Source organism: Sphaerisporangium aureirubrum (genome assembly GCF_042658925.1).
Classification (GTDB): Bacteria; Actinomycetota; Actinomycetes; order Streptosporangiales; family Streptosporangiaceae; genus Sphaerisporangium; species Sphaerisporangium aureirubrum.
Genome location: NZ_JBHSRF010000017.1, coordinates 43,611 through 63,943 on the forward strand (window position 1 = coordinate 43,611; position 20,333 = coordinate 63,943).

A 20,333-nucleotide genomic window follows, 5' to 3' on the forward strand; every position below is an offset into this window, starting at 1 on the left:
ACAGCATTCGCGTGCTCCACCGGGGTCGTCCCTGCCCCGTGCCGAGCGCGCCAACCGGAGGAAAACGTTTCAATGAGGAGCTCCCCCAGCACGAGAGCCGTACGCGTCGCGGCCGGCCTCGCCATCCCCCTCGTCCTCGTCCTCAGCACGCTCCCCGCCCTCGCCGCGCCCACCCCGACGCCGAGCCCCGTGGCGCCGGACCGGCTGCCGAGCGCCGAGCAGAACGGCGTCGCGCTGCTGCGCATCGTCGTCCCCTCGCAGGACGGCGTCGACAAGCTCAACGAACTCGGCGTCGACCTCGCCGAGTACAAGAAGCCGGTGGACGGCGGCCTCGAAGTGCACGCCGTGCTCAGCCCGGCCGAGGCGGACGCGCTGCGCGCCCAGGGCTTCGACGTGCGCGGCGCCATCTCCGACCAGTCGGACTACGCGGCCAACCAGGCCGAGCGCCGCTCGGCCCTCAACTCGGCCGAGGCGGCGGAGGGCGAGACCGACACCCTCACCCCGCTGCGCGCCGAGTGGTTCACCAGCACCGACGACCAACGCTTCCTGTCGGTCGAGGTGAAGTCCAGCGCCACCGACGCCGAGACCGTGCTCACCGCGACCTGGGACCGGGGCCGGGGCACCGCCCCGGACTCCGGCGGCACGACCACCATGTCGCGCTTCACCGACGCCGGGCAGTACATGTACCACCGGTTCAACGCGCCGATCACGCTGGAGGCGGTCCCGTCCAAGGTGACCGTCACCAGCAGCAAGGGCGGGAAGATCACCGTCCCGGTCACCAAGTGGCTCGGCGAGCGGCGCAAGCCTCCGTCCCGGCACTACGTGTCGGACTTCGTGGACCACTACATGGACCCGACCGAGCTGACCGGCCGCATCGTCAAGCTCGCCAAGCAGTTCCCGAGGATCGCGCAGGTGGTCGACCTGCCGTACAAGACCAACGGGTACCGCAGGGCCGCGCAGGCGCAGTTCGGCACCGCGTCCGCGAGCACCCTGTACGTCACGTCCAAGGCCTTCGGCCACGAGGGCGGCAACGACGTCAGCGTCGCCCTGGCCGCGCCCGCCGCGCCGTCCGCGCCGCTGACGGTGTCGGTGACCGGCAAGGACGTCACCGTCGGGCTGGGCGGCGACGCCGCGGGCGCGGCGAACAGCACCGCCGCACAGGTGGTGGCCGCGCTCAACGGCGACGCCGCCGCCTCGGCGCTGCTCACCGCGAGCACCTACCGCGGCAACGCGGGCGCCGGCGTGGTGGCCGCCGCCCCGGCCACACGGCTGACCGACAACCTCAAGGCCCCGGCGACGGTGTCGCGCGACCCGTACCAGATGAAGGCGCTGCGCATCGGCAAGACCCGCGACGGCTCCAAGACCGGTGTGTACCTGTACTGCCAGGAGCACGCCCGCGAGTGGGTGACCCCGCTGGTCTGCCTGGAGACCGCCGAGCGGCTGCTGCGCAACTACGCCTTCGACGGCGCCACCCGCAAGCTGGTCGACGGGCTGGACATCTTCGTGCTGCCGACGGTGAACCCCGACGGGGCGCACTACTCGATGTACGACTTCAACATGCAGCGCAAGAACATGACCAACCACTGCCCGGCGGCCACCGGCGACCCGGCGAACCGCAACTCCTGGGGCGTGGACCTGAACCGGAACTTCTCGGTCGGCTCGCTGTTCGACGGGTACAGCGGCGCGTCCTCCAGCTGCACCAGCGGCACCTACGCCGGCCCCGCCGAGCTGTCGGAGCCCGAGGCGCGCAACGAGGCGTGGCTGACCCACCAGTTCCCGAACATCAAGTTCGCGATGAACACCCACTCCTACGGCGGCTACTTCATGTGGCCCCCCGGCGCGTACAAGGCCGCGGGCCGTGAGCTGCTGCCCCGGGTGGACTTCGGCACCGAGAACTACTTCTGGGACGCCTCCGGGCACATCCTGTCCGCCGTGCAGGACTGGCGCGGCACGGGCATCTGGCCCGGCCGCACCGGACCGGTGCCGGACGTGCTGTACTCGGCGGCGGGCAACAGCGCCGACGAGCACTGGTTCAACCGCGGCATCATCGGCTGGGACTTCGAGGTCGGCGCCGACCTGTACAACCCCGAGACCAAGCAGTTCGACGCGGTCGGCTTCCAGCCCGACTTCTCCGAAGGCCACGAGGAGGCCATGGAGTTCTCCTCCGGCCAGATCGCCATCCTCGAGGTCGCCCAGGCCTTCTCCCAGGACCGCAGGTCCCCCCGCTCCGACCTGAAGGTGACGGGCCGCACCGCCGGCAGCACCACCTTCACGTTCACCATCGACGAGCCCGCCAACCTGTACTACACCCTGGACGGCTCCCGCCCCACCCTCGCCTCCCCCAAGCTCGTGTCCTCGGGCATGCGCGAGGGCACCCAGCAACTGACCGTCAACCGCACCACCGAGGTCCGCTGGTTCACCGTGGACATCGCAGGCAACACCGAACGCGACTACCGCCCCACCGGCCACAACAACAACTACCGCAAGGCCCGCGTAGACGTCCGCAAAGCCTGACCCCACCCCGCCCCACGCCCCCGCCGGGCCCGCCCCGGCGGGGGCTCGCGCGTCCCACCGTCGCGCCGACCAGACGGGGATCTCACAGGTGGGTTTCACGGATGGTGAGCAGACCATGACGGTGGAGTCAATTGACCGGGCGGTCAATCAGGGGTGAATGTCGAGGTCCACGACACCTTCAAGTGGTTGGAGGGGAATCAGATGGATCTCAGCAAGTCCCTGGCCGACGTCGTCGCGTTCGTCGCGGGCCTCGTGGCGGTGCTGGCCGTGTTCGTCTGGGCGGGCGACGTCGACGGCGCCACCCTGCCTCTGCTCGTGCTCGGCGTGCTGCTGCTGGTCTCCGGGCTCTGGGGGCTGCTCGGCGCGGGCGGCGCGAGCGCCTGGGTCACCGCGGCGTTCGGGGCGCTGCTGGTGGTGTCGCCCTGGGCCTACGGCTTCGACGGCACCGCCTCGGCGGCCTGGACGGCGTGGCTCGCCGGGGCCGTGACCGTTATCGTCGGGCTGTGGACGGCCCTCCAGAACCGAGTCACCAGCCCGACCCACGTGTGATCGACCCCCCGTCGTCCCGGGCCGGCCGCCGCCGGCCCGGGACCGGCGCCACCGAGGACGACACCCCCGACGCGCGCACGCGAATCCTGAACGCCGCCGAAGAGCTGTTCGCCGGAGGCGGCTACGACGCGACGGCCACCGCGGAGATCGCCAAGTGCGCCGGGGTCCCCAAAGGCCTGGTCTTCCACTACTTCCCTCGCAAGATCGACGTCCTGGTCACCCTCGTCCGCGAACGCACCGGCATCGAGGAGATGGGCGACGGCCCCCTGGACGCCGTCCCCGGCGACCCCGCCGGAACGCTGGCCCGCCTGGCCCGCCGGGTCCCCCTGCGCGCCTCCCCCGCCATGCGCCGCATCCTCTTCCGCGAAGCCGACACGCACGGCTCCGTCCGCGACCGCCTGCGCCACCTCAACGCCGAGATAATCCGCCGCGCCAGCTTCGCCCTGGAACTCACCCTCCCCGGCTCCCGAGGCGACGCCGCCCGCCTGGAAGCCGCCGCGGCCACCTTCGCCGCGGTCCTGCTCTACCAGGAGAACCTCTGCACCCTGACCGGCCACCACATAGACCCCGACATGGTCGCCGATCTGATCGCCCGCGCCCTCACCTGACCCCGGCGAGCGCCACCCCGGCGGAAGGCACGGCCACCCGCCACGGCGGACGACTCCGCGAGCGCGGCTGACACCACCCGCCAAGGCCCCGGCAGAACAGGCAAGCCGGCGCGTGGATGTCGCCGTCCGGACTCTCACGGCCGCGCGGCGACGGCCTCCCGGGCGAGGTGGCCGGGTGCGCGAGGCCGCAGTGCGTGGGTGAAACGTTCAGCGTCCCGACGGCGACGTGCCGCCCCTGACCTGTCGAGGACGGCCTCCGGTGTTGTGGATGTTGGACCGGCGACGTACACGCGGCGCATGATCCGTCGGAGACGGCGCGTCGCGCCGTTCCGCTCGGGGGAGTCGGCGCGACCGGCCGCAAGGTGTGTGCTCGGCACGGGGTCGTTCCGGTGGGCCGCCGGTGTCCCCGATGCGCCCGGCAGCATCACCTGCTCCTGATCCGGCACGCCGCGGGCGGGCCCGCCGGGGTCCTGCCCGCTCGACGAGAGGCCACTCATGCCCTTATCCCGCCTCCGCAGGGCCGCGTCGCGCGGCCTTCTGCTCGGACTCTGCGCGGCCGCCGTGCTCGGCACCGGCCAGTTGCCCGCCTCAGGCTCGGTCCCGGGACCGCCGGCGGGCGCCGTCTCCGGTACGGCCGCCGACACCACCCCGCCCAGCGAGCCCACCGGGCTCGGTCCCAGGAACATCTACCTGAACGGCGTGGCGGGCCTCTACTGGACACCGTCGACCGACGACGTCGGGGTCACCGGGTACGAGGTGTACGCCTGGTCGTACACCGGCCCGGCACCGGACCCCTTCACCCGGGCCACGGCCTACATCACCACCACGGCCACCGAGGTCAACGCCACCGTGTCCGACCTCACCCCGGGACGCCCCTACCTGTTCTACGTCGTGGCCGTGGACGCGGCGGGCAACAGGAGCACGCCCAGTCTCCTGACCCAGCAGAGGGCCATGCGGGAACCCCCCCAGCCGAGCCCGTCCCCCGGCCCGTCGACCCCGCCCGCCCCCTACAACCTGTCCGCCGGCGGCGGGCTGTCCCCGGGTTACGCGACGCTGACCTGGTCGACCCCGAGCGGCGCCGGCACGGTCACCTTCCTGGTGTTCCGCCGCTCCTCGTCCGACTGGACCTACGCGGGAAGCAGCACCCTCCCGCGCACCATGGTGAGCATCGGCAGCGAGCCCTCCTACACGTTCCAGGTGGTGGCCCTCGACACCGCCGGCAACCTGAGCAACGCGTCCAACGCCGCCACCTACCGCACCCCGCCGGCGTCCCCCACGCCGACCGCGACCCCCGTGATCTGCGCGGTCACCTACAGGACGACGAACTGGGCCGCCGGCTTCACCGGCGACGTCACCATCAGGAACACCACCAGCGCTGCGATCGACGGCTGGCGCCTGGCGTTCCGCTTCCCCACCACCAGCCAGCGCCTGACCCAGGGCTGGTCGGCCACCTGGGCACAGTCCGGCACCGACGTCTCCGCCACCAACGCCGCCTGGAACAGGACCATCAGACCCGGCCAGTCCCTGAGGATCGGCTTCACCGGAAGCCACTCGGGGAACAACCCGTCCCCCACGTCCTTCACGCTGAACGGAAGCGCCTGCACGGTGGAGTGACCCCGCGAAGGCGCCCCCGCTCCGGCGCAGGGGCCTAGATCACTTCGGGACGTCGAAGGGCAGGTCCGCGAAGGGCGCGTGGCCGCGGCGAGGTGTACCCGGCGGGGCTGGACCCGGCCCGGGCGCTGCGCCAGCTCGCGTCCTCGCCGGCCGTCGTCCGGCACGGCCTCGACGTCGACCAGCTCAGGGCCCGGGTACGCGCCAGGTACCCGCTGGTCGGCGAGCTGCCCGGCCGCCCCAAGCTCGACGCCCTGCCGCAGGTGGCCGAGGTGCCGCTCATCTTCGGCGACCGCGAGCTCGCCGGGTTCGAGCAGCGCATGACCGCCTCGCTCGCCGAGCAGGCCTTCGTGACCCTGTCGGCCGGCTGGCGCCACTACTCGCGCGCCGTAACGGCCCTGGCGGGGCGGTTCGGCGTCACACCGGTCGACGCCACGGCCGATCTGCTCGGCGCGATGCGACGGACGGCGGACGAGCACCAGGTCGACTGGTCACCGGTCCTGCGCAGTGTAATTTTCAGCTTCCCCGTGCTGACGCGCCGCCTCTGACCTGTCCTGGACGACCTCCCGTCCCGCGGGTGATGGACCCCCGCCACCGCTGCGGCGCATGATCCCTGACAGACGGGGGTTCCGCCGCACCACCTGCTCCCGGCCAGGCATGCCGCGGGCGATCCCGCCGGGATCCCGCCCGCCCGACGCGAGAGGCGCCTCATGCCCTTTTCCCGTGCCCGTGGGGCCGCGTTGCGTGGCCTTCTGATCGGATGTTCCGCGGCCATGGCTGCGGCGGCCGTGCTGGGCGCCGGCCTGTCGCCCGCCTCAGGCTCGACGGCGGCCTCGGGCGCCGTCTCCGGTACGGCCAGGACCATTGCGAGCGCCGACACCACCCCGCCCACCGAGCCCACCGAGCTCGGCTCCCGGAACGTCTATCTCAACGGCGTCGCGGGCCTCTACTGGACGCCGTCGACCGACGACGTCGCGGTCACCGGGTACGAGGTGTACGCCTGGTCGCACACCACTCCGGCGGCCACTGCCTTCGACCCCGTCCTGGCGTACTTCAGGACCTCGGCCACCGAGGTGAACGCCGACGTGCACGGCCTCATGCCCGGCCGCGCCTACCTGTTCTACGTCGTGGCCGTGGACGCCGCCGGCAACAGGAGCAGGCCGAGTCTCCTGACCCAGGGCCGGGCCATGAGGGAACCGCCGCAGCCGACGCCGTCCCCCGGCCCGTCGACCCCGCCCGCGCCCTGGGACCTGCGCGTCGGCGGCGGGCCCGGCCCTGGATACGTGACGCTGATATGGGCGTACCGGGACATGACGCCCACGACCGTCTGGATGGCGTTCCGCCGTTCCTCGTCCGAATGGAGCTACGCCGGATACAGCTCGCTTCCGCGCACCCTGGCGAGCATCGGCGGCGAGGCCTCATACACGTTCCAGGTGGTGGCCCGTGACGACGCCGGCAACCTGAGCTTCCCGTCCAACGCCGCCACCTACGTCAACCCGTCGCCGTCCCCCTCCCCGACACCTTCGGCGACTCCGACGCCCGCCATCTGTGCCGTCACCTACAACACGAGGAACTGGGCGAGCGGCTTCGCCGCCGACGTCACCGTCAAGAACACCGGCAGCGCACCCGTCGACGGCTGGCGCCTGGCGTTCGGCTTCCCGACGAGCACCCAGCGCCTGACCTCGGGCTGGTCGGCCACCTGGGCCCAGTCGGGCACGAGTGTCTCCGCCACCGACGTCGCCTGGAACAAGACCATCAGACCCGGCCAGTCCATACGCATCGGCTTCACCGGATCCCACTCCGGCAGCAACCCGTCACCCACGACCTTCACCCTGAACGGCAACGTCTGCACATCAGGATGACGACGAGGGCGCACCCGGCCGCCTGGTGGCCCTGAAGCGGATGCTCAGGGACTCCCGGCGGCCCGCCGGGGACGTCCCGACGGTCGCGAGCAGGCGACCGTCGCCGTAGACGTCCGTCTCAGGCGGGCGAAGGATGGGCGCGTAGTACCCCCGCAACGGGAGATGAAGGCGCTCCACCGAGCGGCAGAGCAGACCGTGGGCTTTCAGCTCCTCGCACAGGCCGCCGAGCACCGCCCGGTGCCGCTCGGCCTGCTCCCCGTGCGAGCGACGTGTCCAGGCCATCGACGAAGCCCTGCGCGCGGACGGGCAATTGAGCCGATCCGGCCGGCTCCCGCTGGACCGGTCCGCGACTGGCCTGATTTCGCCCGGTGATCCAGGTAATGTGCCTGGCGTAGTGATGCGGCCCGACGGGCTTCCGCTGATCTGAGGTCGACTGACCGTCTGATCGCGGACACGCCCCCATACCGCACGAGTCTCTCGTGCTGCCTGGGGGTAGGTCCGTGACGGCGTTTCGGCATTCAGCCGAAAGTCTGGCCAAGCTCGCGCTCGACGCCTCCCTGCCAGAAAGACGTCTCAGCGAGGCCATCGCCGAGCACCTCCGAAGGACCGCGCACATCGCCCCCTCCCCCGCGGAACAGAGATCGTGGGACCGCAGCCTCCCCGTCCTCGCCCGCGACCTGGTGGACGCCGGGCTCGGCGAGGTCGAGATGCTGGTCGAGTACCAGTTGCCGCTGACCAGCAAGCGCGCCGACGTCGTCCTGGCCGGCGTGGACCGCCGCACCGGCGAGGACGCCTACGTCGTGGTGGAGCTGAAGCAGTGGAGCCGGGCCGAGCTGTTCGAGGACGACCCGGGACTCGTGCTGGTGGAGGGAGTGCCCGGCGCACCACGGCTGCATCCGGTGCTCCAGGTGCAGGGATACTGCGAGTACATCGCCGACTTCACCGGCGCACTGCACGGCCGTAGCGACGCGATCAGGGGTGTGGCCTACCTTCACAACGCGGCCGACCCCGACATCGAGGACCTCTACTCGGCGGTCGACGGCGAACACGCCCGCATGTTCGCCAAAAGCCGCCGGGGTGCCTTTCTCGACTACCTCCGCGACCGGTTCGCCCCGCAGCCCGGTGCCGGTGCCGCCGACCGCCTGCTCGGCAGTGTGATCCGGCCGTCCAAGCAGCTCCTCAAGCTCGCCGCCGCGGAGATCAAGGAGCGGGAGCAGTTCGTCCTGCTCGCCGAGCAGCGGCTGGCGTACGAGATCGTTCAGCACGCCGCGGAGCGAGCCCGGCGGGCGGACGCCAAGGAGGTGAAGAACCTCTTCAAGTACTTCAACAGCTTCACCGAGTCCAGGCGCAACGACCTCGACGTGCTCATCTGCGACGAGGCGCACCGCATCAGGGAGACCTCCCAGAACCGCTACACCCCGGCCCGCCTGCGCGGCGACCGGCGGCAGGTGGACGAGCTCATCGACGCGGCGCGGGTCCCGGTGTTCCTGCTGGACGAGCACCAGGTCGTGCGGCCGGGCGAGACAGGCACCGTCGCCGAGATCAGGTCCCATGCGCAGGCCCGCGGATTCCGCGTCCACGAGGTGTCGCTGGACGAGCAGTTCCGCTGCGGGGGCAGCCGCGCGTACGAGGACTGGGTCCTGTCGCTCCTCGGCCTCGACGGCCGCTCTCCCGGGCCGTGGACCGGCGACGACCACTTCGCCGTCGGCCTCGCGGAGTCACCGTGGGAACTCGAGACCGCGCTGCACGGGAAGCTCGCCGAGGGGTACTCGGCCAGGATGACGGCCGGTTTCTGCTGGCCCTGGAGCGACCCGCGCAAGGACGACTCACTGGTCCACGACGTGCGGATCGGCGACTGGTCCCGTCCGTGGAACGTCAAGGGAGACCGGGCTGTGGGAAGCGCCCCCGCGAGCGCGCTGTGGGCCACGATGGACGGCGGCTTCGAGCAGGTCGGCTGCGTCTACACGGCCCAGGGGTTCGAGTACGACTGGAACGGGGTGATCATCGGGCCGGACCTGGTGGTGCGGGACGGCAGGCTCACCACCGTCCGGCAGGCCAGCAAGGACCCTGCCCTCACCCGCGGCACCACCGACGAGCAAGCCGACCGTCTCATCAGGAACACCTACAAGGTGCTGCTCACCCGCGGCATGCTCGGCACCTGCGTTCACCGCGGTGCTCTCCGAGGCAACCAGGCGCCAGACGGGGCGGCCGGCGGGGAAGAGCCAGATGCGGGCGTGGACGAACAGCCTGTCCGCGCTGGCGCGGGATCTCCGTGACGCCGGACTCGACCGGATCGAGGTGCTGCTCGAATATCCGATGCCGCACAACAAGAGCAGCTCCGCGGACGCCGTCCTGGCCGGCGTCGACCGGCGCACCGGAAGAGACCTGTTCGTGGTGGTCGAACTCAAGCAGTGGAGCGAGGCCGAGCTCTACGAGGACGACGAGAAGCTGGTCGTGGTGCCGCTGAGCCGCAACGACTACGACACCCACCCCGCCGTCCAGGTCTCCAATTACTGCCGCCAGCTCGTCGAGAACTGCAGCGCCGTCGAGGGAACACCCGAGGCGGTGGAGGGTGTGGTCTATCTGCACAACGCCACGCGACGCGGTGTCCAGGCCCTTTTCGAGCTGGCACTGGACAAGAACGTCCATCTGTTCACGCAGACCGAGCGAAGCGCGTTCATCGAATACCTCAAGAGACGGTTCGCTGACGCGGAAGGGCGTCACGCGGCCGATCGGCTGCTGAACGGGACGTACGGATCGGCGACTGGGAACGCCCCTGGAACGCGAACAGCACCTCGAAGGTCGGCGAGGCCCCTCCGAGTATCATCTGGGCGACCGCCCCCGGGGGCTTCGGGCAGATCGGCTGCGTCTACACGGCCCAGGGCCTGGAGTTCGACTGGGCCGGCGTGATCATCGGCCCCGACCTGCTGGTGCGCGGCGGACGGATGGTGACCGAGCGCGAGGGCTGCAAAGACCCTGATCTGACGAGGTCCACGGTGACCCACGAGCAGTTCGACCGGCTGGTCCGCAACACCTACAAGGTCCTGTTGACCCGAGGACTCGCAGGGGTGGTGCTGTACTCCGACGACCCGGAGACCCAGGATTTCCTGACCGGCCTGGTGCACCGGCCCGCACACACCTGAGGTCTGTGCCGGGGAGTTGGTCGCGGAGTTGCAGTGGTGACGCCTGAGAAGTCGGCGAGGGTCATCGGGGGGCATGCGAGAGCCCCGTACGCTCCGGAACGTACAGGGCTCTCCACGGTCGTGCGACCGCTGGCTAGATCACTTCGGGACGTCGAAGGGCAGGTTCCCGAAGGGCGCGTGGTCCGGCCAGGTGTCGTCCGTCAGCCTGCCCAGGGTGTATCCGTTCGCCAGCAACTGGCTCACGAAGTACCGGGCGATGATGCCGTACACCGCCTCGGTCGGGTGGGCCAGGTCGCTGGTCGTGATGCGCCGCCGCATGTCCGACGACGTGGGATCCTGCTTCGGCTGCGGCGGGAGGCCCGGAGTGTAGAAGGGCCGCACCCCCTTGTCCTGAGCCTTCTTGGACAGCTGCCATGTGGCCAGGTTCTCGCTGACGTAATCCATCCACGCGCTCATCCGCACGAGGTGGACCCGAGCCGGGTCGGGCGCGTCCGGCCCGGCCGGCCACTTCTGCACGAGGCTCTCCAGCAGCGCGTTGTAGCGCCGGATGACGGGATCGATCGCCTCCGCCTGGCCGATCCACTTGGATTCCCCGAGGCCTTCCATGAAGCGGATGGCGTTGTACACGCTCGGCAGGTCGATCACCATGAAGTGGTGTTTGTCGGCTTCGCCGGGGAAGCTGGAGTTGATCGTCTCCACCAGGGACTGGATCTCCGCCACGGCCGGGAAGACGCCGACACCACCCGTGAGATCCTTCGGATTCGTCTGGCTCCACGACAGCCATGCCCCGTAGTCCAGGGTGGACGGCAACGACTTGATCTTCGGGTCGTAGTCCGGGCGCACCGCCGTGACGAAGTCGTTGAGCCCCACCCAGATCACGTGCAGCGTGTCCTCGGTGAACGGCTTGGACGTGAGATTGCGCTGAGCGACGTAGTCCTCCACCTGCCCCCTGAGGTAGGTGAGAGCACCGAACTTGGGCGACCAGTCCCTGGTGACGATGGCCCCGCCCATGGCGTAATTGACGTACCTGATCTCCGGCAGCGGCTTGGTGGGCTTCGACGGCGTTTTCAGTACCTTGAGGTATTCCTCGAGTTCCAGCGGAATCCGCGGCTCGACCGGTTTGTCCCATGACTCGACCCCGAGCACGGAATACCCCGACAACGTGCGGTAGTTCGTGGACTTACCGATCGCCAGATCCCGGTTCCCCCACATGAGCGTCTCACCGGTCGCCCACTCGACGAGAAAGTCCGTCCAGTTCTTCCCGTCGCTGAACCGCCCCGTCTCGTTCACCCGCATCGCCCTGGCCAGCCGCCCCAGCTCCCCGGTCGGCCACAGCCACTTGTTCCCGATATCGGACATGCTGTCGCCAAGAATAACGACATTCTTGATTTCAACCATTATCCCCCCAGGGATGAAGGATGCTACCGCCTCGACTGTGATGCCCCGGTCACACACCTTAGAGGGTGAATCTGGCATTGGACAGGGGTATGAGCACCCCAGAGATATCCGCCACACGAACGAAAGAAGTATTTGATAGAGGTATCTCGGTGTGATACCACCCCTGGCAACTCACCCCCGAAGGGCATTTGCGGAAATTGTCGGCCTAGCACCGTTTTATAGCCAATCGTCGGTTTGCCGCGTCCGCACGGTCGCCCCCACCCCAAAGGCCCGTCCTGATGCGCGCCGAGCGCTTCGAAGCGGGTGCGGCCTCGCTCCGTATCGCCGCCCGCGCCCTGGCGATCGTCGCCCGGCGTAACAGCGAGCTGGCCGAGGAGGTCATGACCGAAGAAGTGCCGTGGACGACCTGGCTACCCGAGACCGAGCGGCACACCTGTGTGCGCGAACTGCTCGGCCACCTGCTGGCCGGGGCGGACACGGGCGAGCTGGTGCCCTTCAGCCGAGCGCTCATCTCATGGCGGTCCACCGCCGTCGCGTGGAGCGACCCACGTCTCGCACACGATCTCCAGGGCCCCTTCCCCGGCGACGGCGCGGAGGTTCCCCGTCCTCTTGGCGAGCAGGCGTGACCCGGCGAGGAGAGGAGGTTCCCCGCCCCAGGCCCTGGACCGTACGGTTCGCCGACCGCAGAGCGGCCGAGGGCTGGAACCACCTTCTCGCCCAGGCACCGGAGAACCTAGACCGGGCATGGGTCGCCATCACCGCCGATCCACGCCACGTCGACAGAGCGCGCGTGCGGCGAACCACTGTCCCGGTCCCGGGTACGGCGATGTCACCGGCCCGCGGCCCCTGGTGGGGGCACGGCGGTGCTCACGCGCCTGGCGTGGGTTCGTCGGGCGGGTGGCCAGGGGTGCGGCACGGTGGGTGATCGGACTGGGGTGGTTTGCCGGCTTCGTGGAGGGTGGCGACGGCGGCGGCGGCTGTCGCCGGGGTGTTGGTGCTGTGGGCTTCGGTGGGTTGGCCGCTGGGGTCTTTGAGCAGGAACCAGGCACCGCCGTCGCCTGGTACGTCCACCACGGTGATGGTCGCGATGAGGTGGCCGTCGCCGTAGACGTCCATTTCCGGCGGGAGAAGGATCGGTCTGAAGTAGCCGCTGTCCAGGGGTAGGTTCAGGCGCTCGACCGAGCGGCAGCGCAGGCCGTGGGACTCCAGCTCCTCACGCAGGTCGCTCAGGGCGACGCGGTGGCGTCCGGCCTGGTCCTCCGGCATTCCGAACAGCAGGTGCCCGGTCATGCGCGGGCCGGGGTGCGCGCGGCCTGGACGGCTCGCGGGAGGGTGACGAGGCGCTCTTCCGTCTTCGCGGCGCGGCTTCCGTGTGCCGGGACGGTTTCGGCGAGGCGCATCAGGATGCGCAGTTCGTCTGGGCCGGATGCCTCGACCAGCGGCTCGGCGACCGCCTGCGTGCGGGCTATGGCGCAGAAGCGGCGGAAGTAGGGGCCGTAGAGGACCAGCCAGCCTGGTTCGAGCAGGTCGAGTTGGGCGGCGCGAGCCTTCTGGACGGTGTCCCACTCCCGGTGGGCGGGTGCTACGGGTGGTCTGCCCTGGCGGTGACGTCCGGATGGCGGGCGGCGGCTGTGGGAGGTCAGGCGGCTAGGGGTGTGGAGGTCCAGGCCGGTCATCGATGGCTCTCCCGGCGCTCGTGCCGTCCGCCCGTGGGGGGCCTGCGGTCGGGCATGGATCGCACTCCTGATCGGATCGGGGCCGACTTTCAGAACTGGCGCTCTGTAATCGGGCCATCATTTACAGTTATGGCCAGGCTGACGGGTCGCCGGTGACCGGAGCAAGATCAGATCCCCATCGGTGAACGGTCGGCGATTCCGTGACCCCGGAGGTGAGATACGGCATGCCCGCACCACGCAAGACCTGCGACCGTTACCGGTCGATGGCTCACTATTTCGGGGCACTCATTCGCGATCTACGCGATTCATATGAGATAAGGATCGGCGCACCACTTACCGTCGCCCAACTGGCGGCCAGGACGGGATATTCGGCGTCCATGCTGGGGTCCATCGAGCGAGGTGAGAGCCTTCCGGAATCCGGTTCGCGCGTTCAGGCCATCGACGACGCCCTGCGTGCGGACGGCCAGTTGAGAAAGTTGTGGCCGGTGGTGCAACGCCTCGGACATCGCACCCTGGACGAACTCGCCACCGCGACAAACCGGACTATTGCCAGTTACCGTGAAAACGGCAACGGCGGCGCACTCCCCCAGGGAGACGATATGGAACGACGCGAACTATTCCAGTTGGCCGGCCTAGGCCTGCTCGCCCAAACTCCGCTGTTCGGTTCAGGTGAGCCCGTTCGCCAGGCGATCGAACGGGTCCTGAACACGGCCGACGGCTTCACCGTGGACGACTGGCACCTGACCTGCGCCGACTACTTGCACGCCGTCCTCACCCGACCGCCCGCCACAGTGCGCGACGACCTCGTCCTGGACCTGGCGGCCCTGCAGCAGGTGCTCGCGCGCGAGGCCCCGGAACGCGCCAGCGAACTGCAACGAGCCGCCGCCTGGCTGTCGGCCCTGCACGCCAACGTCCTCACCCGTCTCGGCGAGTACGGCGCGGCCCGCCGCTGGTGGACCACCGCCCGCCACGCCGCCGACTCCTCCGGGGACACGGACATGAAGGTCTGGGTGAGGGGCACCGAGGCGGTGTTCGGCCTGTACGCGCCGCGTTCCCCCGAGGCCATCCTCACCTTGGCCCGCCACGCCCAATCGCTGGCCGGAGGCAGGCTCACCGCCGGTGTCATGAAGGCCCTGGGTGCCGAAGCGCAAGCCCTGGCCGTGCTCGGCAGACACCAGGAAGCTCGCGACCGGCTCCGCCACCTGGAAGAACTGTCCGGTCGCGAGGTGGAAGGCGAGAAGTACGGCTGGAAAGGTGCGGGGGTCTGGTTCACCGCTTCCTGGGTGCACTCATACGGCGGCAGGACCGAAGCCGGACGCGAGGCCCGGGACCAGCTCCTCGCCGCCTCTCCCTGCTACCAGAACGCCACCAACGTCCGCCTGCACGAAGCCATCAGCGTCGGCACGCAGGGCGGACACAACGAAGCCGTTCAACTCGCCACGCAAGTGGTCGACACTCTCGACCCTGCCTATCGCTCACACATGATCATGCACACCGCCCGTGCCGTGCTCGACACCGTTCCCACGGAGAAACGTGCCACCCTTCCCGCGCTGGCCGACTACCGCGCGGCCATCGACGCCTCGGCCTCGAACTGAGAGGGACGGACGACACCCCCCGGCGGACATGGGTGAGCGCGACCAGCCGGGCCGGTTGTTCAGGGAATCGGCTGGCAGCGACGATCAACGGGATGGACAATTCCCTCCATGAAGGCGTACGTCGGGGTGACCGATGGTGAGTGGTATCGCTTCCTCGCCGCTCGTCCGGCGTTGACCGAGGTGAACTTCTGGCGGCCGTCGGGGGCGCGTGAGTTCCGGGTTCTCAGCCCCGGCGAACCCTTCTTCTTCAAAAGTCACCACCCGCACAACCGCGTGATCGGTGGCGGGTTCTACAGCGGCTTCGCGCTGCTCCGCGTGTCCGAGGCCTGGGAGTTCTTCGGACAGGCCAACGGGATGGCCGACGTGGACGAGATGCGACGGCGGATAGGCAGATACCGCAGCCGGCCGATCGCCCCGGGTGAGGACCCGGCGATCGGATGTGTCTTCGTCCGCGACGTACGCTTCTTCCCGCTCGACGACTCCGCCGGGCCGCCGCCGGACTTCGCGCCGAACATCGTGCAGGGCAAGGGGTACGACCTCGCCGTACACCCCCGCGCCGACTACTTCCATGATCTGCTCTTGCGCCTGCTCGGCAGCCCTGTGGAGATCGACCTGTCCCAGCCCTGGCACCGTGACGGCCCCGTCTACGGCGACCCGCGCCTCAGCCCTCGCCGTCTCGGCCAGCAGTCCTTCCAGGCCGTGGTGCTGCGTGCCTACAATCGGCGGTGCGCCGTCACCGGGGACAAGATCCGTCCCGTATGCAGGCCGCGCACATCCGTCCGCTCTCGGCTGGCGGCCAGCATCGCCTGGACAACGGAGTGCTGCTGCGCTCCGACGTGCACACGCTCTTCGACCGTGGATATCTGACGGTGGATCCCGACTACCGGCTGCGGGTCAGCCCTCGGTTGCGGGACGAGTCCGGCAACGGTGAGGAGTTCTACCGGCGGGCCGGGCAGCCGATAGCCGTCCCGGAGTCACGTCCCGACCGGCCCGATCGGGAAGGGCTCGAATGGCACGTCAGCGAGGTGTTTCTCTCGTCCTGAGCCGAGCCGATCCCATTCAGGTCGTGTGGGGGAACAGGCCGCTGTAGGCGTTGAGGGCCGGTTGGCCTCCCAGGTGGGCGTAGAGGACGGTGGCGTTTTTGGGGATGTCGCCGCTGGTCACGAGGTCGATCAGGGCGGCCATCGACTTGCCTTCGTAGACGGGGTCGATGATCATGCCTTCCAGGCGGCCGGTGAGGCGGATGGCGTCGAGGGTGGAGGCCACCGGGATGCCGTAGTGGTCGCCGGACCAGGCGGGGAGGACGGTGATCTCGTCGTCGCGCAGGGGGCGGGGGACGCCGATCAGGGCGGCGGTGGCGGTGGCTATGCGGGTCACCTGGGCTCGGGTTTCGGCGATCTTGGCGCTGGCGTCTATGCCGATCACGCGGCGGGGGCGGGCGCCGGCCTCCTCCAGGGCGGCGAAGCCGGCGATCATGCCTGCCTGGGTGGAGCCGGTGACGGAGCAGACCACGATGGTGTCGAAGAAGACGCCGAGGTCGTGTTCCTGTCGCTCGACCTCGTAGGCCCAGCGCGCGAAGCCGAGGCCGCCCAGCCGGTGGTCGGAGGCGCCGGCGGGGATGGCGTACGGTATGCCGCCGCGCTGCTTGACGTCCTCGATCGCGCGGGTCCAGGACTCCTTGACGCCGATGCCGAAGCCGGCGGGGTCGAGACGGACCTCGGCGCCCATGATGCGGCTCAGCATGATGTTGCCGACGCGGTCGTTGACGCAGTCGTGCCAGTCGACCCAGTTCTCCTGCACCAGCACCGCCTTCAGGCCGAGGGACGCGGCGACGGCGGCGACCTGGCGGGTGTGGTTGGACTGGTAGCCGCCGATCGACACCAGCGTGTCGGCGCCCTGGGCCAGCGCGTCGGGGACGATGTACTCCAGTTTGCGGGTCTTGTTGCCGCCGTAGGCGAGCCCGGCGTTGCAGTCCTCCCGTTTGGCCCAGATCGACGCGCCGCCGAGGTGAGCGGTCAGTCGCGGCAGCGGGTGGACCGGGCTCGGTCCGAAGGTCAGGGGGTGGCGGGGGAAGGCGGAAAGGGCCACGATTCCTCCTCGTAGGCCGGTAGGGAACGCCAGGTGTCGAAAGCGATGGCCGCCGCCTGGTCCGCGTCTCCCGCGGCGCAGAGCCGGATGAGCTCATCGTGCCGGGCGATCGAGACGCGTCCGCCGAGCGTGGAGAAGCGCAGCCGTTCCGCGCGGCGCAGCACGGGTGTGAACTGGTCGAGAACGGTGGCCAGCGCACGGTTCGCGGCCACGGTCACCGGGATCCCGTGCAGGTCGTCGTCGGCGCGCAGGGCCTCGTCGACGTCGCCGCGCTCGACCGCCGTGCGGAACCGGCGGTTCGCGGCGCGCATGGCGTCGAGGTCGGCCTCGGTGAGGCCGGCCACCGCCTCCCGCACGGCCACCTCGTGCATCGCGGCGACCACGTCGCGCGCGTCGCGGACGTCCCGCAGGGCCAGCGAGCTGACGGTCGTGGACCGGCCCGGCCGGGCCACGACGAGCCCGGCGTCGGCCAGCCGCAACATCGCCTCGCGGACCGGGGTGCGGCTGACACCGAGCCAGGCGGCGAGCTCCATGTCGCGCAGCTGCTCGCCCGGCACGAACACGCCTTTGACGATGGCGTCGCGCAGGTGGTGGTAGACGCTGTCGCGCAGGAGGTGCCGGTCGATCGCCGGCGTGTTCTCGGGGATGGGCATGCAATATATTGCGCCTATCAGGCGGCGTTTCGCAAGCTCAGATGACTTGTTGACGGCAGAAATCCCCTGCAATATATTGCATACTACTGCACCGTCCCGGGCATCCCGAAGCTCGGGACGACACGGCGCCCTTGCCGGGGCCTCCGTCGACCGTCGTCGCGGGGGCATGTCCACGGCACCGCGCCCGGGCGTCTCGCGCCGCCCGGCCACCGAAAGGCCGTACCCGATGAACACCACTGCCCCCGCCAGTCCCACCGTCGTCCTGGTCCACGGCGCGTTCGCCGATTCCTCCAGCTGGAACGGCGTGATCGCCGAGCTGCGGCGGCGCGGCTATCCGGTCGTCGCCGTCGCCAACCCGCTGCGCGGCCTGCGGGAGGACGCCGCCTACCTGCGCAGCGTCCTGGACGCGCAGTCCGGCCCCGTCGTGGTCGCCGGACACTCCTACGGCGGCTCGGTGATGAGCGAGGCCGCCGACGGCGCCGGCGGCGTCGTGGCGCTCGTCTACGTCGCCAGCTTCAACCTGGAGGCCGGCGAGAGCACCGCCGAACTGGCCGCCAAGTTCCCGGGGGGCGAACTCGGCCCGGCCCTCGCCCCCGTGCCGTTCCCCCTCCCCGGCGGCGGCTCGGGCTCCGACCTCTACATCCGGCAGGACGGTTTCCACGCGGTGTTCGCCGCCGACGTCGACCCCGAGGTCGCCGCGCTGATGGCGGCCACGCAGCGGCCGATCGCGGCGTCCGCGCTCCAGGACACCGCCACCAGGGCGGCCTGGAAGTCCGTCCCGTCCTGGACCATGATCACCACTCAGGATCTGGCCATTCCGGCGGCGTCGATGCGCTTCATGGCCAAACGCGCCGGGTCCGCCACCGTCGAGATCGACGCCTCCCACGCGGTCACCGTCTCCCGGCCGCACGCCGTCGCCGGACTGATCGACGAGGCCGCGCGTGCCACGGCCGGACGAGCCGGGTAGAACCCGGACGCTGCGCGGGGTCAGCAGCCCGGGTACCTGTCCCGGGCTGTGGCGCCTCCGGTGACGTGGACGGCGAGGTCGTCGGCGAGGCCGGTGATGGCGTCTCCACCCTCCAGGCGGTCGAGCCAGCGCCTCGGCAGGGCGGACCGGCCGTGGCGGGTGCCGAGGAGGTTGCCGCAGATGGCGCCGGTGGAGTCGCTGTCGCCGGAGTGGTTGACCGCCAGGAGAAGTGCTCGCTCGATGTCGTCGCCCACCGCCAGGACGCAGTAGAGGGCGATGGCGAGGGCCTCCTCGGCGACCCAGCCGCCGCCCAGCTTCTCCACCGTCTCGGGGGCGGGCCGTTCGTCGTACGTCAGGTCGACCGCGTATTGGATCGCGGCGGTGGTCTCCTCGTGGGCCGGGTACCCGCCGAGCAGAGCGAGGGTCTCGTGCACGGCCTCCGCCGGCGGGATGCCCTGCGCGACGTGGAAGACGACGGCGGCGAACGCCCCGGCCGCGAGGTGGCCGGTGGGGTGCCCGTGGGTGATCTGGGCGCAGTCGGCCGCGGACCGGAAGGCGTCGCGCGCGTCGCGCGCGGCCAGGCCGAAGGGGGCCGAGCGCATCACGGCGCCGCAGCCCTTGGAGCCGGGGTTGACCGGACCGGGTTCGCCGGGAGCCGCGAGCGGGCCGGGGCCCTGGCGCAGGCCGGACAGGCAGGCGTTGCCGGGAGCACGGCGGGAGTACAGCCATATCTGCTCGCGGAGGCGGCCGGTGCGGACAAGGCCGTCCGCGGGGGGCGGGGACGGGTGGGTCTGCGTGTCGAGCCAGCGCAGGTAGGCGTTACGGACGACGTCCACCAGCGAGACGAAGCCCCTTTCGCGCGCTCGTACGCCGGCGCGGATCAGGCCCTCGACCGTGAACAACGTCATCTGGGTGTCATCGGTGATCAGCCCTGTCCTGCCGCGCCAGTCAGGCGTCAGGTCGGTCAGCCCGGCCGCGCCGTGGTTCCGGCGGATGGTGCTCATCGAGTCGAACTCGATCGGCGCGCCGAGCGCGTCACCGATCGCCCCGCCGAGGAGGCAGCCGCGCACCCGGTCGTGGTAGGAGATGTCGACCGTCCCGGTATCGCGCACGGCGCTTGACTCCTTTCGGGGGCTCGACCGACCGTAACGCGCGTCACGGCGCCCGCGCGCCCTTGTCGCCGGATCAGCCTGATGTCTCTCACCAGGCGGGAAGCGGCGCCGTCCCTGTCGTGTTGATGCGGACATGGACGATCGTTTCGCGGATGAGCAGGTCATCGAGCGGCTGCTCGACGAGTCGCAGACATGGGCCTTCGTGGGGCTCGGCAACGACCCGGGTCGCACGGCCTACGAGCAGGCGCAACTGCTCCAGATGAGGGGCAAGCGAATCGTTCCGGTCCATCCTGCCGCCGAGACGGTGCTGGGTGAGCCGGTGTACGCGTCCTTGGCCGACGTGCCGGTCAAGGTGGACGTCGTCGGGGTGTACCGGCGGTCGGAGTTCGCCGGGCAGGCGGTGGACGAGGCGATCGCGGCCGGGGCCGGGGCGGTCTGGCTTCCGCTTGGGGTGGTCGACGAGGACGCCGGGCGGCGTGCCCTCGACGCCGGGCTCGACGTCGTCATGGACCGGTGCCCCGCCATCGAGTGGACCCTGCGCCGGCGGGCCTGACCGC

The 20,333-nt window shown here is 70.4% G+C and carries 21 protein-coding genes; 14 read left to right on the forward strand and 7 right to left on the reverse strand.

Translation table 11 applies throughout. From position 1 onward, the window contains the following. Positions 1-72: 72 nt before the first annotated feature. The 6 genes from ACFP1K_RS14855 to ACFP1K_RS14880 all read left to right on the forward strand — a co-directional run bounded on the left by ACFP1K_RS14855 (position 73) and on the right by ACFP1K_RS14880 (position 7,144). Positions 73-2,514 (forward strand): M14 family metallopeptidase, encoded by a 2,442-nt coding sequence (locus ACFP1K_RS14855; protein WP_380752463.1) that lies wholly within the window; start codon positions 73-75, stop codon positions 2,512-2,514. A 201-nt stretch (positions 2,515-2,715) separates the two neighbouring features. Continuing rightward, positions 2,716-3,063, forward strand: coding sequence for an SPW repeat protein (locus ACFP1K_RS14860; RefSeq protein ID WP_380752466.1), 348 nt, complete (start codon positions 2,716-2,718; stop codon positions 3,061-3,063). Continuing rightward, positions 3,060-3,671: a TetR/AcrR family transcriptional regulator gene (locus tag ACFP1K_RS14865; protein WP_380752469.1), complete on the forward strand. Its 612-nt coding sequence runs from the start codon at positions 3,060-3,062 to the stop codon at positions 3,669-3,671. The genes ACFP1K_RS14860 and ACFP1K_RS14865 overlap by 4 nt, the downstream gene beginning before the upstream one ends. Before the next feature lie 495 nt (positions 3,672-4,166). Beyond that, entirely contained in the window at positions 4,167-5,285 is a 1,119-nt protein-coding gene (locus ACFP1K_RS14870; RefSeq protein WP_380752472.1) for a cellulose binding domain-containing protein, read from the forward strand. 92 nt (positions 5,286-5,377) lie between these two features. Further along, on the forward strand, positions 5,378-5,830 hold the full coding sequence (locus ACFP1K_RS14875; protein WP_380752475.1) for a hypothetical protein: 453 nt from the start codon (positions 5,378-5,380) through the stop codon (positions 5,828-5,830). A 225-nt stretch (positions 5,831-6,055) separates the two neighbouring features. Beyond that, positions 6,056-7,144 carry a cellulose binding domain-containing protein gene (locus tag ACFP1K_RS14880; protein WP_380752478.1) on the forward strand — a complete coding sequence of 363 codons (1,089 nt, stop codon included), beginning with the start codon at positions 6,056-6,058 and terminating at the stop codon, positions 7,142-7,144. On the opposite strand, the gene ACFP1K_RS14885 is transcribed toward ACFP1K_RS14880, so the two are convergent. Beyond that, a complete protein-coding gene (locus ACFP1K_RS14885) occupies positions 7,136-7,426 on the reverse strand; it encodes a hypothetical protein (RefSeq protein WP_380752481.1) in 291 nt (96 codons plus the stop codon). The genes ACFP1K_RS14880 and ACFP1K_RS14885 overlap by 9 nt on opposite strands. A 218-nt stretch (positions 7,427-7,644) precedes the next feature. Here ACFP1K_RS14885 and ACFP1K_RS14890 point away from each other — a divergent pair, with 218 nt between their 5' ends. Together ACFP1K_RS14890 and ACFP1K_RS14895 are read left to right on the forward strand one after the other, a co-directional pair. Next, the gene (locus ACFP1K_RS14890; RefSeq protein ID WP_380752484.1) at positions 7,645-9,420 is read left to right on the forward strand and encodes a DNA/RNA helicase domain-containing protein; all 1,776 of its coding nucleotides are present in this window, start codon (positions 7,645-7,647) and stop codon (positions 9,418-9,420) included. A 480-nt stretch (positions 9,421-9,900) separates the two neighbouring features. After that, on the forward strand, positions 9,901-10,287 hold the full coding sequence (locus ACFP1K_RS14895; RefSeq protein WP_380752680.1) for a DNA/RNA helicase domain-containing protein: 387 nt from the start codon (positions 9,901-9,903) through the stop codon (positions 10,285-10,287). A 138-nt stretch (positions 10,288-10,425) separates the two neighbouring features. Here the strand turns inward: ACFP1K_RS14895 and ACFP1K_RS14900 are convergent, their stop codons facing one another. Further along, on the reverse strand, positions 10,426-11,646 hold the full coding sequence (locus tag ACFP1K_RS14900) for a hypothetical protein (protein WP_380752487.1): 1,221 nt from the start codon (positions 11,644-11,646) through the stop codon (positions 10,426-10,428). Positions 11,647-11,963: 317 nt separating this feature from the next. Here ACFP1K_RS14900 and ACFP1K_RS14905 point away from each other — a divergent pair, with 317 nt between their 5' ends. After that, the gene (locus tag ACFP1K_RS14905; protein WP_380752490.1) at positions 11,964-12,311 is read left to right on the forward strand and encodes a hypothetical protein; all 348 of its coding nucleotides are present in this window, start codon (positions 11,964-11,966) and stop codon (positions 12,309-12,311) included. Positions 12,312-12,552: 241 nt separating this feature from the next. Here the strand turns inward: ACFP1K_RS14905 and ACFP1K_RS14910 are convergent, their stop codons facing one another. Further along, entirely contained in the window at positions 12,553-12,975 is a 423-nt protein-coding gene (locus ACFP1K_RS14910) for a hypothetical protein (RefSeq protein WP_380752493.1), read from the reverse strand. Further along, positions 12,972-13,361: a hypothetical protein gene (locus ACFP1K_RS14915; protein ID WP_380752496.1), complete on the reverse strand. Its 390-nt coding sequence runs from the start codon at positions 13,359-13,361 to the stop codon at positions 12,972-12,974. The genes ACFP1K_RS14910 and ACFP1K_RS14915 overlap by 4 nt, the downstream gene beginning before the upstream one ends. A gap of 263 nt (positions 13,362-13,624) precedes the next feature. Between ACFP1K_RS14915 and ACFP1K_RS14920 the strand changes: the two genes are divergently transcribed. The 3 genes from ACFP1K_RS14920 to ACFP1K_RS14930 all read left to right on the forward strand — a co-directional run bounded on the left by ACFP1K_RS14920 (position 13,625) and on the right by ACFP1K_RS14930 (position 15,999). Further along, entirely contained in the window at positions 13,625-14,956 is a 1,332-nt protein-coding gene (locus ACFP1K_RS14920; protein WP_380752683.1) for a helix-turn-helix domain-containing protein, read from the forward strand. A gap of 108 nt (positions 14,957-15,064) precedes the next feature. Beyond that, complete coding sequence (locus ACFP1K_RS14925) at positions 15,065-15,823, forward strand: hypothetical protein (protein WP_380752499.1); 759 nt, start codon at positions 15,065-15,067, stop codon at positions 15,821-15,823. Then, positions 15,715-15,999, forward strand: coding sequence for an HNH endonuclease (locus ACFP1K_RS14930; RefSeq protein ID WP_380752502.1), 285 nt, complete (start codon positions 15,715-15,717; stop codon positions 15,997-15,999). Before ACFP1K_RS14925 ends, ACFP1K_RS14930 begins: the two co-directional genes overlap by 109 nt. A gap of 16 nt (positions 16,000-16,015) precedes the next feature. Here the strand turns inward: ACFP1K_RS14930 and ACFP1K_RS14935 are convergent, their stop codons facing one another. Both ACFP1K_RS14935 and ACFP1K_RS14940 read right to left on the reverse strand, forming a co-directional pair. After that, positions 16,016-17,044 carry a 1-aminocyclopropane-1-carboxylate deaminase gene (locus ACFP1K_RS14935; protein ID WP_380752505.1) on the reverse strand — a complete coding sequence of 343 codons (1,029 nt, stop codon included), beginning with the start codon at positions 17,042-17,044 and terminating at the stop codon, positions 16,016-16,018. Further along, positions 17,011-17,697 carry a GntR family transcriptional regulator gene (locus tag ACFP1K_RS14940; RefSeq protein ID WP_380752508.1) on the reverse strand — a complete coding sequence of 229 codons (687 nt, stop codon included), beginning with the start codon at positions 17,695-17,697 and terminating at the stop codon, positions 17,011-17,013. The genes ACFP1K_RS14935 and ACFP1K_RS14940 overlap by 34 nt, the downstream gene beginning before the upstream one ends. A 226-nt stretch (positions 17,698-17,923) precedes the next feature. Between ACFP1K_RS14940 and ACFP1K_RS14945 the strand changes: the two genes are divergently transcribed. Beyond that, positions 17,924-18,664 (forward strand): alpha/beta fold hydrolase, encoded by a 741-nt coding sequence (locus tag ACFP1K_RS14945; protein ID WP_380752511.1) that lies wholly within the window; start codon positions 17,924-17,926, stop codon positions 18,662-18,664. A gap of 20 nt (positions 18,665-18,684) precedes the next feature. Here the strand turns inward: ACFP1K_RS14945 and ACFP1K_RS14950 are convergent, their stop codons facing one another. Then, complete coding sequence (locus tag ACFP1K_RS14950) at positions 18,685-19,776, reverse strand: ADP-ribosylglycohydrolase family protein (protein WP_380752514.1); 1,092 nt, start codon at positions 19,774-19,776, stop codon at positions 18,685-18,687. 133 nt (positions 19,777-19,909) lie between these two features. Here ACFP1K_RS14950 and ACFP1K_RS14955 point away from each other — a divergent pair, with 133 nt between their 5' ends. After that, positions 19,910-20,329 carry a CoA-binding protein gene (locus ACFP1K_RS14955; RefSeq protein WP_380752517.1) on the forward strand — a complete coding sequence of 140 codons (420 nt, stop codon included), beginning with the start codon at positions 19,910-19,912 and terminating at the stop codon, positions 20,327-20,329. Positions 20,330-20,333: the final 4 nt, after the last annotated feature.